This is a genomic window from Roseateles sp. (assembly GCF_049240545.1).
Taxonomy (GTDB): domain Bacteria; phylum Pseudomonadota; class Gammaproteobacteria; order Burkholderiales; family Burkholderiaceae_C; genus Paucibacter_A.
On sequence record NZ_JBMLSK010000204.1, the window covers coordinates 18,256 to 32,849 of the forward strand.

Consider the following 14,594-nt stretch of genomic DNA (forward strand, 5'->3'; position numbering starts at 1 on the left):
GGCCTTCTTTCTTGCCGCAAGGGCAGCCAGTGGCTTGAGAAAACGAAACCCTGATGTTGGGTTCGGTGGCTGCGCTCCGGTTGAGGCTCCCTGCTCGAGGGGTTGAGGCGCGACCGGGCGCTATTTGCACGGGTTATTGATCGACTATTCACGCGAGTGCCGCACCGGGTTCTTGCCCGTGGAAGGCCGTGACGCTATCTTTCAGCGGCGGTTTCAAAGACGGACACGGACTCCACGAGTCCCTGCGCTTGTGTCTTGAGGCTGCTTGCCGCGGCGGCCATTTCCTCGACCAAGGCCGCGTTTTGCTGCGTGAAACGGTCCATCTCGGTGATGGCGGCGCCAATTTGAGCCACGCCGGTGCTTTGCTCGGTACTGGCGGCGCTGATCTCGCCCATGATGTTGGTGACACGCCGGATGGCGCTGACCACTTCAATCATCGTGGCGCCTGCCTTGTCCACCAAGGCGCTGCCTTGTTCGACCCGATCCACGCTGACGCTGATCAGGCTCTTGATTTCCTTGGCCGCGTCGGCGCTGCGCCCGGCAAGGCTGCGCACTTCGCTGGCGACCACCGCAAAACCGCGACCCTGTTCGCCGGCGCGAGCGGCCTCAACGGCGGCATTGAGCGCCAGGATATTGGTCTGAAACGCAATGCCGTCGATCACGCTGATGATGTCGGCAATCTTGCGGGAGGATTCGTTGATGCCCTGCATGGTGCTGACGACTTGGCTCACGACATCGCCGCCTTCGGTCGCGATGCTGGAGGCGCGCATGGCGAGTTGATTGGCTTCACGTGCGCTTTCGGCGTTCTTCACCATGGCCGAGCTCAGGTCTTCCATCGATGAGGAGGTTTCTTCCAAGGCGCTGGCCTGGTGTTCGGTCCGTGAGGAAAGATCGTGGTTCCCGAGGGCAATTTCGGAGCATGCGGTCGCAACGCCTTCAGAGCCTTGTCGCACCGTGGCCACCACCTTGACCAGGCCCTTCTGCATCGCACCGAGCGCGCGCATCAGTTCCGAGAGCTCGTCCGTTCCTGTGCTGGGGATGGACTGATTCAGATTTCCGGCCGCCACAGCATTGGCAATCTTGACCGCACGGCCCAGCGGTACGGTGATGCCGCGCATCAAGTTGAAGCCTAGAAAAGCGGCCGCAGCCAGCCCGATCACGATCGAGGCCATGGAGACGCGGCTGATGATTCGATTGCGTGCCAGCGAGGACTGTGCTCATAGTTCGGGTCGATGGCTACCTTCAGGTCTTTGCTTTGCGCGCCGGCCACGGCGCAAAGAGAGGTCATCGCAATCGCTAAGAAAAGCTACTTCATGGATTGATCCTTGGTGTGACCACGGGTGACCCCGTGCGTTGATGAAAGGGCCGTTTTTGATGCTACGCAGTTCAGGGCGGCTTGGGGCGACAAAGGAATAGGCAAGACATGACTCTGAATACAGCAAGAAGCTATGCCCATGTTTAGAGCATGCTGCCGACATGGCGCTTAAGCCGGCCGGTCAGCGGACCTATGGATAGCAGCGGCAGAAGCTGCAAACAGCGAGGTGATTCAGCGCCTGCTCCGAAGTTGAGCACCTTGCATGGCCTTGAGAATCAGCGGCTTGTCCGGCGAGACTTTCCCCGGGCTGGCTCGCCGCAAGGCGATTTGAGTTTTTGTGAATTGCTTCGGGGGAATCGGAACGTGTCCATTCAAAACATGAAGCTGCGCTCACGCGTGCTGGCCGGCTTTGCCGTGGTGATGGTCTTGCTCTTGGCAGGCTCGGTGGTGGGCATGCTGCGGGTGCAGCAACTCAATGCCAGCATTGAGCAATTGGTCGATGTGGACTCACAGGGCTTGGCGCTGGCGCGGCAGTGGGCGGGTATGTCGGAGGCGAATATTCAACGACGCATCGTCACGTTTGTGATTGACGATGAAGACTTCGCCAAGGCCTTCACCCGGAAGTCCAAGGAAACCTCGGCCCGAATCGACAAGACCCAAGCGGCCTTGGACAAGCTCAGCAAGACCCCCGAGAGCGATCGTTTGAGCGACAAGATTGCTCAGACCCGCAAGCAATACCAGGCGATACGGGATGAATTGGTCAAGTCCAAAAAAGAAGGCGTTGATATTCGTGCCCGCGTGGCAGCGGAGTTGATTCCTTCGATGGATACCTATATCGATGCCATCGAGGACTATGCGGAGCACAAGAGCCAGCGCCTGCAAGCCGCCCGCCAAGAGGCAAGCGAAAAAGCCAGCGCCACCGTGACCTTGGCGCTGGTCTTGGCGGGCGCGGCCACTGTGATCGGCATCGGCATTGCGCTGGCCATCACGCGTTCGGTGACCGAGCCGGTTGAGCGGGCGCAGGCCTTGACCGAGCGCATTGCCGACGGTGATTTGACGCAAGAGGTCGAGGTGGTCGGCCGCGACGAGATGGCCGACTTGACGCAGTCTTTGCAGCAGATGCAGCGGCAGCTGTCGGGCACCATCTCCGGCGTGCGCAGCGCGGCCGAACAGGTGCGTATCGCCTCGGCCGAAATTGCCACCGGCAATATGGATCTGTCCAACCGCACCGAGCAGGCCGCCAGCAGTCTGGAGCAAACGGGCGCGGCGATGCAGCAGCTCAGCGAGGGCGTACGTAGCAATGCAGAAGCGGCGCGGCAAGCCGATGGCTTGGCGCAAACGGCCTCGGCCGTGGCCGACCGGGGTGGCGCGATGGTCAGCCGGGTGGTGGAGACGATGAGTGAGATTCAGGCTTCGTCCAACAAGATCTCCGACATCATCGGCGTGATCGATGGCATTGCGTTTCAGACGAATATCCTGGCGCTGAACGCGGCGGTGGAAGCGGCACGAGCCGGCGAGCAAGGGCGTGGCTTCGCGGTCGTGGCCAGCGAGGTGCGCTCCCTGGCGCAGCGCAGCGCGCAGGCGGCGCGTGAAATCAAGACCCTGATCTCCACCTCGGTGGACAAGGTTGAGAGCGGTGCCAAGCTGGTGCAAGACACCGGCGACACGATTGGCGAAGTGGTGCAAAGCGTGCAGCGGGTAACTCAAATCGTGGCCGAAATCTCCAGCTCCACGTCGGCGCAGGCCCTGACCCTGGGGGAAATCGGGCAGGCGGTCAATGAGCTGGACAAGATGACGCAGCAGAACGCGGCGCTGGTGGAAGAATCCGCGGCGGCTGCACAAAGCCTGCGTGAGCAGGCCTCGCAGATGGTGGACTCGGTGGCGGCATTCAAGTTGGCGCGTTGAACCGGACACCCCTCGCCGTCGCCCTCGTTTCGTAAGCCGCCAAACTGATGGCGACCCGCCCCAGGAGTTTGCAAGCGGCCACTGCGCTGCCGACAAAGCAGTCGGCGCGCTGACTTTGGCGACCGCTTTCTACGGGGTCAGCGCCGGTCATTCAGTCGCCCAGCGTGACAGGCGGCAAGGTGCCCGGAGCGGAAGTCCCTCTTGCGGGATTGCTGGATGCGAAGCAGTCTTGGTCGCTGCAGTGTCGGCGGAATGCGTGCCTGCCCTACTTGCAGCAGGTGAGCGCTGATGGCCAAGGCCAAAGTCGTACGGGGCAACCTCGAATGAAAGGTCTTGCCCGCATGGGCCCAAACAGCGCCGACCTCGGCAGCGCCACCCACCGCGTTCTGCTCAAGGCCACGCCCAACTTGCTACTTTGGGCCCTGTCTGGCGGGCTCGGCGCCGTGGCGAAAATCGCGACCGCGCAAGCACTGCAGACCGGAGTGGTGCGCAATTGAGTTCTGAGCGGGACCCAAGCTGCTACAAACAAGCTCCTCTCCTTCATGCTTTTCGGACGCTAAGTCCAACTGCTTCACGAGTGACTTGGCACCAATGAATCGACCTCGCCGGCGGCAGTTTGCAGTCCATTTCTGCGGCAGTTACTGTCGTGCAGTTGCTGCGCACTGCTGGCCGCATGCGTCCGGCGCCTTGCCTCCACTCTTTGTGCCGGAGCTGGGCGGCGGCGCCTCAGTCAGCGCCGACCATCGCCAAGTTGGAGGCGCAGGCGATCAATCTCGGCGCTGGCACCCACTTGAGTCGTGACGTCGTACTGAACGCCCAAGTAGTAGATGAGCAGGCCGTTGCGATCAAGCAGTGGCCGAATGGACAGCCTGTTGAGGAACATCTGCCCCGATTTACGATAGTTGCGCAGCGTGACCTCGATGCCTTGATGATCTTTTAGCGCCGCGCGGATCTCATCAAGCTCGGGCTGATCGCGGTCGCTGCCTTGCAAAAAACGGCAATTGCGTCCGATGATTTCGGACCTCGGATAGCCCGATATCCGCTCGAAGGCAGAGTTAGCATAGATGATGGGCGAGTCGGGCTGATCCGGGTCCGACAAGGTGACGCCATTGACGCAGGTATCGAGAATTTGCGAGAGCACAAAGGGGATCAGTCCATCGTCTTTGGATGCCAGAAAGTCCATGGTCTGCCTCGGTAGGGGTGGTGTCTGCACAGGCGCAAGCAAGGGCTGTGGCGGCGCCGGGAGCTGAACCTGCGCTTCGAGCAGCCGCGCGAGATTGGTGACCACGCCGCGTGCTCCGTCCTCGACCGCCACCCGAATCAGCTTTTCGAACGGCCGCATGAAGAAATCGACCTTCAACAACTCGAAGGCAAAGCTGATCTTCGTGCTTGACCCGTCGGCCTCCAACTCGAAGCTCAGCTGGAAGGGCTGGGAGATGCCGGCGATATGCAAACGGCAGTCGCGGTCACAGGCCGTGACACGAAAAGTTGAGGTTGATCGCCGACCTTGATCGACCCGCGTTTGCTCGGCCACAAAGCCGACCCGCAAGCCGCCCTCACTCAGTGGCCGCAGCGATTGCACCTCCGGTGACCAGCGCGGGTAGTTCGTCAGGAAATCGTCAACGATGAAGCTGTACACCGTTGCCGCCGGCTGCCGGATCGTCGCACTCGCTTTGCCTCGAATCATGCATTCACCCTGCGTCGGCCAAGTCCTGCAGCGGGCTCGCTGGCACCCGCCATGACGCCAAGTCTACACGGCCCGCCGCGCCAACTGCGCCAGTAAAGGCCCATGCAAGGGGCCGTCAAAACGACAGGCATAGACGCCACGCTAGCCGCTAGAGCACCCTGAGCAATCGCCGCTCGGCCAAGGTGCTGAGGTCGGCCAGTGAGCGCAGTTGCGGCCATGCAAGCTCGCGCAAGCTTTGCAACAGGCGATCGCCTGCGGCCGGCAGATTGTGCAAGACGCAGCGCGGAGACATCTGCGACATGAAGAGCTGAAACACGCCCTCTTTGGCCCCGGCCAGCGCCTGGCTGGCGAGCACGGTTTCACCGCTAACCAAGTAGGTGTCGAGGTCGCCAAAGGCGATCAGCAACGGCTTGCTGGAGGCTTGGTAGGGCTTGAGTGCTGCGCCTGCCAACCAGCGAGTGACGTTGATGGCAGCCAGCTCACCCATATCAATCGCGTTGAAGGCCTGCTTGGCAACCGCCTGCGGCAGCTGCGCGCAATCGCCGACCACAAAGATGTTGCTGGCATGTTGACTCTGCAGGGTCGGATGCACGTCGGCCCAGACTTGCTCAGCCTGGGTCAGGCCCGCTTGGGCGAGCAGCGCAGGCGCCGCCAACCCCGCGGTCCACAAGGTGAGCTCAGAAGGCAGGCGCGTGCCGTCGCTCAAGTGAACCCCATTGGTGGACACACTGGCGATGGCGGTACCGGTGTGAAAACGCACGGCGTGAGGCTGACACAAGCGCCGCAGATCGGCGTCGAGTACAGCGGGCAGGCCGGGCAGCAGTCGCTCGCCGGCCTCGACCACGTTGATCGACAGTCCAGGCGCGGCACGGTAGCGGCGCAGGATCTCACCGAGCGCCTCAATGCCTGAAATGCCGCCACCGACGATCACGATGTGCAGAGGCTTTCCCTGCTGCACCACTGTGCTCAGCCTTTGTTCGATCGCCAAAGCGTCGGCGATGCTGCGACACGGCAGCGCGTGGCGCGCCGCGCCGGGAACGCCGTGGTTGTTCCAAAGTGCGCCTGCGGCGACGATGCAGGCGTCGAAGCTGAGTTCCTGGCCGTCGGCGGTGAGCAGCCGGCTCTGGTCCGGATGGAGTTCGGTCACCCGGTCCTGCAAGAAGCGATGCCCCGCTTGTTCGACGATGGCCGCTCGGTCCAAGCGCAGGCTTTGAGCGGTCTTCACGTTCGACAGCAGTTCGTGAATATTGGGCATCCACTCGAAGTGCGCCGACGGGTCGATCACCGTGACGGCGTGCCGGCTCGACAGCCTGACGGCGGCGGTCAAACCGGCGAAGTTGCCGCCGATGATGGCGATGTGTTGGCGCGGATGCATCATGAGTTCCTCGGGCAATCGGCCGGTGCCGCTCATTATGTTCGACGCGCTCATCTTGGAGCTGTACCCGCACCTCTTGCGGCCGAAGCGGTGATCGGTTCGCCAGACTCACGATCGACGCCCGAGTAGCATCGGCAAGGCAAACTGCGGTCGGCCAGCGATGGTTCGCAGCGGTCTGCTCGGTGTGATGGTGTTCTTGCCCCAAGCCTGAGCAGCTACTTTGGCACCTTGCCCGGTTGAAAAGGCCTTGCTCGCGCTTTCGTCTCAGGGTGAGACCTTGAGACTACTCTCGCTTGGTCAAGCCACTTGCCCAACAAAGGCTCTCAGCTCCGCCGCCATGCGGGCCAGCGAAGGCGGGTGGATGTACATCATGTGGCCCGCTTCAAAGTAGCTCACGCTGATCTTGCTTTGCAAGCTGTCGCGCAGGCCCAAGTGGCTGAGGGTGTAGTCACCCGCCGCATGCGGTGTGGCCAGGTCGAAATAGCCGCTGGCCACATAGATGCGCATGCTGGGGTTGGCATGCATGGCGCGGCGCAGGCTGTCGCCGACGTTCACATACTTGTTCTCAAAGCCCTTCCAACTCCAGGTATTCCACAGCGGTGCCATCACCAAATAGGGCGCATCGCTGTCGAACTTCAAGGTCTCGTGCAGCAGGCGGTTGATGCCGACCGCATAGGCCCCCACCAGATTGTTCATGCCAGCGTCTTCTTCCGGGTGCTCGCCAGCGTCATCGCGGTCCAGGCCGAGGAAGCGGCTGTCCAGGCGACCGACGGTTTGGCCGCGCTCGCGCAGCAACTCCTTGAAGAAGCGGAACTCGGTCGGTCGCAAATCACAACGCAGCAGATACGCAGTGCTCAGCCCGCTGTACAGCGAGAGCTTCTCGGCAATCTCTTGGCGCTGCTCGGCGCTCAGGCGTGATCCCTGCATCAGCGCGACCCAGTAGTCGCCATTGGCAAAAGCCTCGGCCTCGGCCACCACCTCGGCGACAGGCTTCTTCTGCAGCGCTGGCTTCAAGGCCTTGTGGTACCAGGCGGTGGCGGCATAAGTGGGCAGGTAGAGCGGGTAGGGCAGCTCATTGCCGTGATCAAAGCTCAGCGTCTGGAAGTCCACCGCCATCGACACCAGCATCAGGCCGTTCAGATGGATGTTGTGCTTCTCTTGCAGATGGCGCGACAGGCCGGCGGCGCGGGTGGTGCCGTAGCTCTCGCCGATCAAGTATTTGGGCGAGGACCAGCGGCCATTGCGGCTCAGGTAAAGGCGGATGAACTCGCCGACCGCATCCAGATCACGCTGGTACTCGTGGTACTCGGCTACTTTTTCACCTTCGGCCACACGCGAGTGTCCGGTGCCCACCGGGTCGATGAAGACCAGGTCAGACTCGGTCAGTAGCGTGAACTCGTTAGTGCACAAGTCGTAAGGCGGCTGGCCGCATTGGCCCATCTCATCGGTGGGCACCCGTTGCGGCCCGAGCAGCCCCAGATGCAGCCAGACGCTGCTGGAGCCCGGCCCACCGTTGAAGCTGAAGGTCAGCGGGCGGCGCTCGGTTTTCTGCTTGCTCTTCAAGGTGTAGGCGATGAAGAACACCGAAGCACGCGTTTTCTTGCCTTTGTGTTCGCCATCCTTGGCGTCCACCTCACGCAGCAGCAAAGTGCCGCAGGTGGCTGTGTATTCGAAGGTCTTTTTGCCGATTTGAATCTTGTGATCGGTACTGACCAAGCGCTCCACCGTGGGGTCGGTGCTCTCGCTGCGGCTGTTCTTGTCGGCGTCGGGCTTGGATTCGGCTTCTGCCATGGTCGGTCTCCGGTTTGTTCAAGGCTACATTGGCGAGCATGCACTCTAGCCCGACAAAACACAGCCCACCGCTTATGGGGGTGGACTTCAGCAGCGCGCCGAGCCAGCGCAAGCCCATTGTGGCTGCATTGGGCGAATTTCAGGGCACGCAGGGTCAGGTCTTGCGTTTGGATCAAATCAAGAACTTTGCGAGCCTGGATGAGTTCGCGGTGTTTCTGGTCGAACCGGGAGCCTGGATCGGCGGTTTCGATCTCCCCTTCGGTCTGCCCAGAGAGTTGGTGGAGCATCTGGGCTGGCCGCAGCAGTGGGAGTCCCTGATGCAGCATTACACCCAACTGCCTCGCGATGAGATTCGTCGCTTGTTCGCCGCCTTTTGCGCCGGCCGGCCGGTCGGTGCCAAGTTCGCGCATCGCGCCTGTGATGGGCCGGCAGGTTCATCCCCGAGCATGAAGTGGGTCAATCCGCCGGTGGCCTTTATGCTGCACGCCGGTGTGCCGCTCTTGTTGCAGGCGGGCGCCACATTGCCCGGTCTGCATCAGGGCAAAGAGCCAAACAAACTCGCCTTGGAAGCCTACCCGGGTCTCTTGGCTCGAGAGATCTTGGGACGACGCAGCTACAAGAGCGATGACAAGGCCAAGCAAACGCCAGAGCGCTTGATCGCCCGCAAAGACCTGATCGATGCGCTAGAGCAGGGCCGCAGCCGCCTGGGCCTGCGCCTGAAGCTCAGTCATGCCCAGCGTGAGCTCTTGATTGATGATGCGCGTGGAGACCGCTTGGATGCAGTCTTGTGCCTGATGCAGGCCGCCTGGGCCAGCAGGCAGCCGAACTTCGGCTTGCCTGCGGCCATCGATCCTTTGGAGGGATGGATCGTGAGTGCTTGAGTTGCCCTCTGCCGCAGGCAGGGCAAGCTTACTTTCTCATCAAGGTGCTCTTGCCAAACAAAGACTCAATCAAATCCACCGCCACCTTGGCCGTCTTGTTTTGCAAGTCGAGCGCCGGGTTCAGTTCCATCACGTCGAGCGACGCCAGATAGCCGGTGTCGGCGATCATTTCCATGCAGAGCTGAGCTTCGCGGTAGGTAGGGCCGCCGGGCACGGTGGTGCCCACGCCGGGGGCGATATCGGGGTCCAGGAAGTCCACGTCAAAGCTGACATGCAGATGGGTGTTGGCATCCAGCGTGGCCAGGGCTAACTCCATCGTGTGACGCATGCCCATCTCGTCGATGTAGCGCATGTCAAAGACTTCCAGCTCCTGCTCGTTGACGAAGCGCTTTTCGCCCGCGTCAACGCTGCGGATGCCAATCTGGCGCACCCATTTGGGGCTGATGGCGGGTACCTTGCCGCCGATTTCAATCAACTGCTGCGGGCCAAAGCCGCACAGGCAGGCCACCGGCATGCCGTGGATATTGCCGCTGGGGGTGAGGGCGCTGGTGTTGAAGTCGGCATGGGCGTCCAGCCACAGCACGCGCAGCTTTTTGCCAGTGTCACGGCAATGTCGGGCCACGGCGCTGATCGAGCCCAGGCCCAGGCAATGGTCGCCACCCAACAAGATGGGCATGCGGCCGGTCTTCAGTTCGGCGTAAACCGCGTCGTGCACCGACTGGTTCCAAGCGGTGACTTCGTTCAGATGACGGTAGCCATCGACCGGCGGCAGCCAGGGGTTGGCGGGGCCGCTCAGATTGCCGCGGTCCAGCACATCCACGCCATGGCCTTGCAGGGCGGCCGCCAAGTCGGCCACGCGTAGCGCTTCGGGGCCCATGCTGGCGCCGCGCGCGCCGGCGCCAATGTCGGTGGGGGCGCCGATCAGGGAAACTTGTCTCAATGCGGTCATGGCCGTCGTCCTTTGTTGTTGCTTTGATTCGTTATTCAGCGCTGTTCGCGCCGGGGTTCATGTCGTATTCGGATTCGAGCAGGGCCCAAGCCTCTTCGGACGTGTCGACGAAATGGAACAGCTTCTCATCGCCGGGGCTGATCATGCCGGTCTCGACCAGCAGCTCGAAATTGACCAGACGGCTCCAGAAGTCGCGTCCGAACATCAGGATCGGCCGACGCCGGCATTTGCCGGTCTGAATCAGCGTCATGGTTTCAAACAGTTCATCCAGGGTGCCGAAGCCGCCCGGGAAGCAGACCAGTGCCACCGAGCGCATCAGGAAATGCATCTTGCGCAGCGCAAAGTAGTGGAAGCGGAAGCACAGCTCCGGCGTGATGTAGGGGTTGGGATGCTGCTCAAACGGCAGCACGATGTTCAGGCCAATGCTCTTGCCGCCGACTTCATAGGCGCCGCGATTGCCGGCCTCCATGATGCCGGGGCCGCCGCCGGTGACCACATAGATCGGATTCTCTCGCTCGCTGGAGACGCGGGTGACGATGGCGGCGAAGCGACGCGCCTCTTCGTAATAGTGGCTCATCGCCAGTTGCATCTCGGCGCGCTTCAAGGCTTCGGCATCGCTGCCGAGGCGGGCTTGTTCGAGCACTTGCTGCGCTTGCTCGTGGGAAAGAATGCGGGCGCTGCCGAACATCACGATGGTGGCGTTGATGCCTTGCTCTTGTTGCATCAACTCGGGCTTCAGCAGTTCCAGCTGCATGCGTACCGGCCGCAACTCCTCGCGCAGCAAGAATTCGTTGTCGTCAAAAGCCAGGCGGTAGGCGCTGCCGGGCTGGTCGTAGTTGGGCTGCGGCGCCAAAGCCTTGGATTCCTCTTTGGCACTTGGGAAATTGCGTGCGGTCAGCTGTTTGCGCTTTTGGCTCATGGTGTGTCGTCAGTGCCCGGGGCCATTCGGTCGGGAGACTGTGCAGAAAAGAAAAGGTCGACGGGGCGCAGCTTACGGGAGCCTGCGGAGAATTCTGTGCGTCATTTTCGCCCTCGGACGAGATTTCATTCGGGCAAGCTGGGCCGTGCTTGGCAAACGCTGCAGTGAGGGTCGCGCTGCGCGCCAATTTCGCGCCATTCCATGCTTTTGGCATCGAGCATTTGCAGGCGCCCGGCCAAGCTGGTGGGCAGGCCGATCAAGAGCTTCAGCGCCTCGGCGGCCTGCATGCTGCCAATGATGCCCACCAAGGGGGCGAACACGCCCATGGTGGCGCAGCGCACCTCATCCATCTGGCTATCCGGCGGGAACAGGCAGGCGTAGCAGGGGGCCGTGGTTTGGCGGCTGTCGTAGACACTGATTTGCCCATCGAAGCCGATCGCCGCGCCGGCCACCAAGGGCTTGGCATGCTGCACGCAGGCGCGGTTGATAGCCTGCCGGGTGTCGAAGTTGTCGCTGCAATCCAGCACCACATCGGCCAGAGCCACCAATTGGTCGAGCAAGGCCGCGTCGGCTCGGGCCTGCACACAAGTCAGGCTCAGTTCGGGGTTGATGGCGCGCATGGCTTGCGCGGCTGATTCGACCTTGGGCTGATCGATGCGAGCTTCGGTGTGGGCAATCTGGCGTTGCAGATTACTCAGATCAACGTGGTCGTTATCGACCAAGGTGATGTGGCCCACCCCGGCGGTGCCGAGGAAGAGGGCCGCCGGTGAGCCGAGGCCGCCTGCGCCGATGATCAGCGCCCGTGATTGCAGCAAACGCTGCTGGCCTTCGATGCCGATGTCGTCCAACAAAATATGGCGCGAGTAGCGCAACAACTGCATGTCATTCATGGTCGGCAGCATAGCGCGCCGCCCAAGAAAAACAGCCCGCCGGGAGGGACGGGCTGCTTCTGAAGCTTGATTAACTCAAGCTCTTTGCGGTCTTACTCGGTCTTGGCTTCGGCCTTGCGTTCGGTCACTGTTTTGGAGACCAGCACCGGCTTGCCCTTCAATTGGTTGAGGGCTTGGGTCAGTGGGAAGTCCTCGCTGCTGCCGAACTCCGGCAAGGGCTTGGGCGGCTCATTGCGTTTGGCAAACTCGGCCTCAAGCTTTTGGCGCGCTTCCTCACGGGCCTTCTCGCGGGCTTCGTCCTTGACCTCGTCCTTGCCGCCCAGGTGTTTTTCCAGATCGGCCTCGCGCATGCGCAGGGCAGCAAAGACATTGCCTTCGGCCGTTTCGTCCAACATGATGTCGGGCACGATGCCGGTGGCCTGGATGGAGCGGCCGCTCGGTGTGTAGTAACGCGCGGTGGTGATCTTCAGCGCGGTGTCAGGGCCGAGTTGGCGCACGGTTTGCACCGAGCCCTTGCCAAAGGTCTGGGCGCCCATGATGGTGGCGCGCTTGTGGTCTTGCAGAGCGCCGGCGACGATCTCGCTGGCCGAGGCCGAGCCTTCGTTCACCAACACGATCAGCGGCACCTTCTTCACGGCAGCCGGCAGCTTCTTCAAGGGGTCGTTGCCGCCGCGGCGCAGATAGTAGTCAGGGCTGGCCTTGAAGCTGGCCTTGGAGTCGGCGATCTGGCCATTGGTGCTGACCACTTCGAGGTCTTTGGGCAAGAAGGCGGCCGAGATGGCCACCGAGGCCTCCAGCAAGCCACCCGGGTCATTGCGCAGGTCCAGCACCAAGCCCTTCAGATTGGGCTCTTGCTTGTAGATTTCTTCCAGCTTCTTGGCGAAGTCTTCCACCGTGCTGTCTTGGAACTGGCTGACGCGCAACCAGGCATAGCCGGGCTCCAGCACCTTGCCGCGCACGCTGCGGTTGTGGATTTCCTCGCGCACGATGGTCACGGGGAAGGTGCGGTTCTCGCTCTTGCGGTAGATGGTCAGCTGAACCTTGGTGTTCAACTCACCGCGCATGCGCTTGACGGCTTGGTCCAGGCCGAGGCCGCGCACCAGGGTGTCGTCGATTTTGCTGATCAGGTCGCCGCTCTTGAGGCCAGCGCGGAAGGCAGGCGAGCCCTCAATCGGCGACACGATCTTGACCAGACCGTCTTCCATGCCGATTTCGATGCCCACGCCGACAAACTTGCCGGTCGTGCCTTCACGGAATTCTTTGAAGTTCTTCTTGTCGAAGAACTGTGAGTGCGGATCCAGCCCCGAGACCATGCCAGCGATGGCATCGTTGATCAGCTTCTTTTCGTCCACCGGCTCGACATAGTCGGACTTGACCATGCCGAAGACCGCGGCGAGTTGCTGCAGCTCTTCAAGCGGCAGGGGTGACAAGCTGCTGCGGGCGTTCGCTTGCAATTGCATCGTGGTCAGCGCGCCGGCCACGGCACCCAGGGCCAACCAGCCTGCAACTTTCAATTTGGCACTCATGATGCTTGCCTGTCCTATCGGTCGGAAAAAATCAGCTGTCTCCAGCATTTGCGCGGCTTTCAGCCCGTTTGCGGGACGGAAAATCGCGGGTCCAGTATAAGCGCGCCCATGGCACGCAAAGTGAGTAGACACCCCCATTTGGCGCCCCAAATCCTTGGATTCAAGTGCACAAAGAGACGAAAGCGCCGTCTTTACCCTGGCTTTACTTTGGGCTGACCGACATCGCGGGCTCGGCAGGTTTTTGCGGAAAGGTCACCACATGGTCCACATGGGCCCGTATGCCTATCCATTCGCCGACATGGTGGTCGTGGTGTGAGGGGACATGGGCCATCAGCCGCTCGCCCGTTCCTAAGCGCAAGGTGTAGAGAAAGTCCGCGCCGCGAAACACCTTGCGTTCGATCTGCGCCTTCACCGGCGCGAGGTCGTCGTGAATGATGTCATCGGCCCGCAAGAGCACATCGCAGCGTCCCTCGGGGTAGGCGCTGGCCAGTGCGCAAGCCTCGGCGTCGATCAGACTGCCCACGGGTGTTTGCACCTCAGGCCCCTCACTGCCCTGCACGATGCGAGCCGGCGCAAACACGCCGTGGCCGATGAAGTCCGCCACGAATCGCGTCGCGGGGCGGTGGTAGACGGTGTAAGCCGCGTCCCATTGCTCCAGCCGGCCCTGGTGCATCACGCCCACCACATCGCCAATGGCAAAGGCCTCGGCCTGGTCGTGGGTGACGAACAAGGCGGTGGTGCCGCTGTCTTTCAAAATGGCGCGCAACTCTTGCGACAGGTGCTCGCGCAGGTCCACATCGAGGCTGGAGAAGGGCTCGTCCAACAAGAGCAGACGCGGTGTCGGCGCCAAGGCGCGCGCCAGGGCGACACGCTGCTGCTGCCCGCCCGAGAGTTGATGCGGTGCGCGCTTGGCGGCATGGGCCAAGCCAACCAGGTCCAAGACCTCGGTGATGCGCGCCTCGCGTGCCTGCCGGTTCAGGTGGCGCAGGCCGAAGCCAACGTTGTCTGCCACCGAGAGGTGCGGAAACAGGGCGTAGTCTTGGAACACCATGCCGATGCGGCGTGCCTCCGGGCTCAGATGCAAGCCATGGGCGGCGTCGGCCAGGGATTCACCAGCGATTTGAATGCGACCGCTGTGCAGGCGCTCCAGCCCGGCGATACAGCGCAGCAAAGAGGTTTTGCCGCAGCCAGACGGGCCAATCAAGACGCCAATCTGGCCACGCGAGAGGCTCAGGCTGACATGGTCTACCGCGCCGCTGCGCTTATTGGGCACCGAGCCCGCGGTGCCCGCCGCGCTTGCAACAGGGCTGCCGGGGTAGCGCAGCCCGATCTGGTCGAGTGCAAGAAACATGGCCC

The 14,594-nt window shown here is 62.1% G+C and carries 11 protein-coding genes and 1 pseudogene; 3 read left to right on the forward strand and 9 right to left on the reverse strand.

The features are described 5' to 3' along the window. Window positions 1-194: 194 nt before the first annotated feature. Window positions 195-1,178: pseudogene (locus ACOVRJ_RS12760) on the reverse strand (methyl-accepting chemotaxis protein); the annotation flags it as partial. Window positions 1,179-1,678: 500 nt separating this feature from the next. Here ACOVRJ_RS12760 and ACOVRJ_RS12765 point away from each other — a divergent pair. Both ACOVRJ_RS12765 and ACOVRJ_RS12770 read left to right on the forward strand, forming a co-directional pair. Then, window positions 1,679-3,220, forward strand: a complete 1,542-nt coding sequence (locus ACOVRJ_RS12765) for a methyl-accepting chemotaxis protein (RefSeq protein WP_422044227.1) — start codon at window positions 1,679-1,681, stop codon at window positions 3,218-3,220. A 341-nt stretch (window positions 3,221-3,561) separates the two neighbouring features. Further along, window positions 3,562-3,717 (forward strand): hypothetical protein, encoded by a 156-nt coding sequence (locus tag ACOVRJ_RS12770; protein ID WP_422044228.1) that lies wholly within the window; start codon window positions 3,562-3,564, stop codon window positions 3,715-3,717. Between the two features lie 233 nt (window positions 3,718-3,950). On the opposite strand, the gene ACOVRJ_RS12775 is transcribed toward ACOVRJ_RS12770, so the two are convergent. The 3 genes from ACOVRJ_RS12775 to ACOVRJ_RS12785 all read right to left on the reverse strand — a co-directional run bounded on the left by ACOVRJ_RS12775 (window position 3,951) and on the right by ACOVRJ_RS12785 (window position 8,073). Next, complete coding sequence (locus tag ACOVRJ_RS12775; protein WP_422044229.1) at window positions 3,951-4,907, reverse strand: PAS domain-containing protein; 957 nt, start codon at window positions 4,905-4,907, stop codon at window positions 3,951-3,953. A gap of 148 nt (window positions 4,908-5,055) precedes the next feature. Further along, on the reverse strand, window positions 5,056-6,282 hold the full coding sequence (locus ACOVRJ_RS12780; RefSeq protein WP_422044230.1) for an NAD(P)/FAD-dependent oxidoreductase: 1,227 nt from the start codon (window positions 6,280-6,282) through the stop codon (window positions 5,056-5,058). 297 nt (window positions 6,283-6,579) lie between these two features. Next, window positions 6,580-8,073, reverse strand: a complete 1,494-nt coding sequence (locus tag ACOVRJ_RS12785; protein ID WP_422044231.1) for a S10 family peptidase — start codon at window positions 8,071-8,073, stop codon at window positions 6,580-6,582. A 74-nt stretch (window positions 8,074-8,147) separates the two neighbouring features. On the opposite strand from ACOVRJ_RS12785, the gene ACOVRJ_RS12790 reads away from it, so the two are divergent. Next, entirely contained in the window at window positions 8,148-8,954 is an 807-nt protein-coding gene (locus ACOVRJ_RS12790; protein WP_422044232.1) for a DUF429 domain-containing protein, read from the forward strand. 28 nt (window positions 8,955-8,982) lie between these two features. Here the strand turns inward: ACOVRJ_RS12790 and rocF are convergent, their stop codons facing one another. From rocF to ACOVRJ_RS12815, 5 genes are all read right to left on the reverse strand, one after another. Then, on the reverse strand, window positions 8,983-9,903 hold the full coding sequence (gene rocF / locus ACOVRJ_RS12795; protein WP_422044233.1) for an arginase: 921 nt from the start codon (window positions 9,901-9,903) through the stop codon (window positions 8,983-8,985). A 31-nt stretch (window positions 9,904-9,934) separates the two neighbouring features. Continuing rightward, window positions 9,935-10,822 carry a TIGR00730 family Rossman fold protein gene (locus tag ACOVRJ_RS12800; protein ID WP_422044234.1) on the reverse strand — a complete coding sequence of 296 codons (888 nt, stop codon included), beginning with the start codon at window positions 10,820-10,822 and terminating at the stop codon, window positions 9,935-9,937. A 125-nt stretch (window positions 10,823-10,947) separates the two neighbouring features. Beyond that, entirely contained in the window at window positions 10,948-11,712 is a 765-nt protein-coding gene (locus ACOVRJ_RS12805; RefSeq protein WP_422044235.1) for a HesA/MoeB/ThiF family protein, read from the reverse strand. A 92-nt stretch (window positions 11,713-11,804) separates the two neighbouring features. Then, the gene (locus tag ACOVRJ_RS12810) at window positions 11,805-13,238 is read right to left on the reverse strand and encodes a S41 family peptidase (RefSeq protein WP_422044236.1); all 1,434 of its coding nucleotides are present in this window, start codon (window positions 13,236-13,238) and stop codon (window positions 11,805-11,807) included. A gap of 202 nt (window positions 13,239-13,440) precedes the next feature. After that, window positions 13,441-14,589 (reverse strand): ABC transporter ATP-binding protein, encoded by a 1,149-nt coding sequence (locus tag ACOVRJ_RS12815; RefSeq protein ID WP_422044237.1) that lies wholly within the window; start codon window positions 14,587-14,589, stop codon window positions 13,441-13,443. Window positions 14,590-14,594 lie beyond the last annotated feature (5 nt).

What these genes read in the sequence shown, in the direction of transcription:
- ACOVRJ_RS12770 (WP_422044228.1), top strand. Translation starts at nt 3,562, where the DNA reads ATGGGCCCAAACAGCGCCGACCTCGGCAGCGCCACCCACCGCGTTCTG.
- ACOVRJ_RS12775 (WP_422044229.1), bottom strand. Translation starts at nt 4,907, where the DNA reads ATGATTCGAGGCAAAGCGAGTGCGACGATCCGGCAGCCGGCGGCAACG.
- ACOVRJ_RS12780 (WP_422044230.1), bottom strand. Translation starts at nt 6,282, where the DNA reads ATGCATCCGCGCCAACACATCGCCATCATCGGCGGCAACTTCGCCGGT.
- ACOVRJ_RS12785 (WP_422044231.1), bottom strand. Translation starts at nt 8,073, where the DNA reads ATGGCAGAAGCCGAATCCAAGCCCGACGCCGACAAGAACAGCCGCAGC.
- ACOVRJ_RS12790 (WP_422044232.1), top strand. Translation starts at nt 8,148, where the DNA reads ATGGGGGTGGACTTCAGCAGCGCGCCGAGCCAGCGCAAGCCCATTGTG.
- rocF (WP_422044233.1), bottom strand. Translation starts at nt 9,903, where the DNA reads ATGACCGCATTGAGACAAGTTTCCCTGATCGGCGCCCCCACCGACATT.
- ACOVRJ_RS12800 (WP_422044234.1), bottom strand. Translation starts at nt 10,822, where the DNA reads ATGAGCCAAAAGCGCAAACAGCTGACCGCACGCAATTTCCCAAGTGCC.
- ACOVRJ_RS12805 (WP_422044235.1), bottom strand. Translation starts at nt 11,712, where the DNA reads ATGAATGACATGCAGTTGTTGCGCTACTCGCGCCATATTTTGTTGGAC.
- ACOVRJ_RS12810 (WP_422044236.1), bottom strand. Translation starts at nt 13,238, where the DNA reads ATGAGTGCCAAATTGAAAGTTGCAGGCTGGTTGGCCCTGGGTGCCGTG.
- ACOVRJ_RS12815 (WP_422044237.1), bottom strand. Translation starts at nt 14,589, where the DNA reads ATGTTTCTTGCACTCGACCAGATCGGGCTGCGCTACCCCGGCAGCCCT.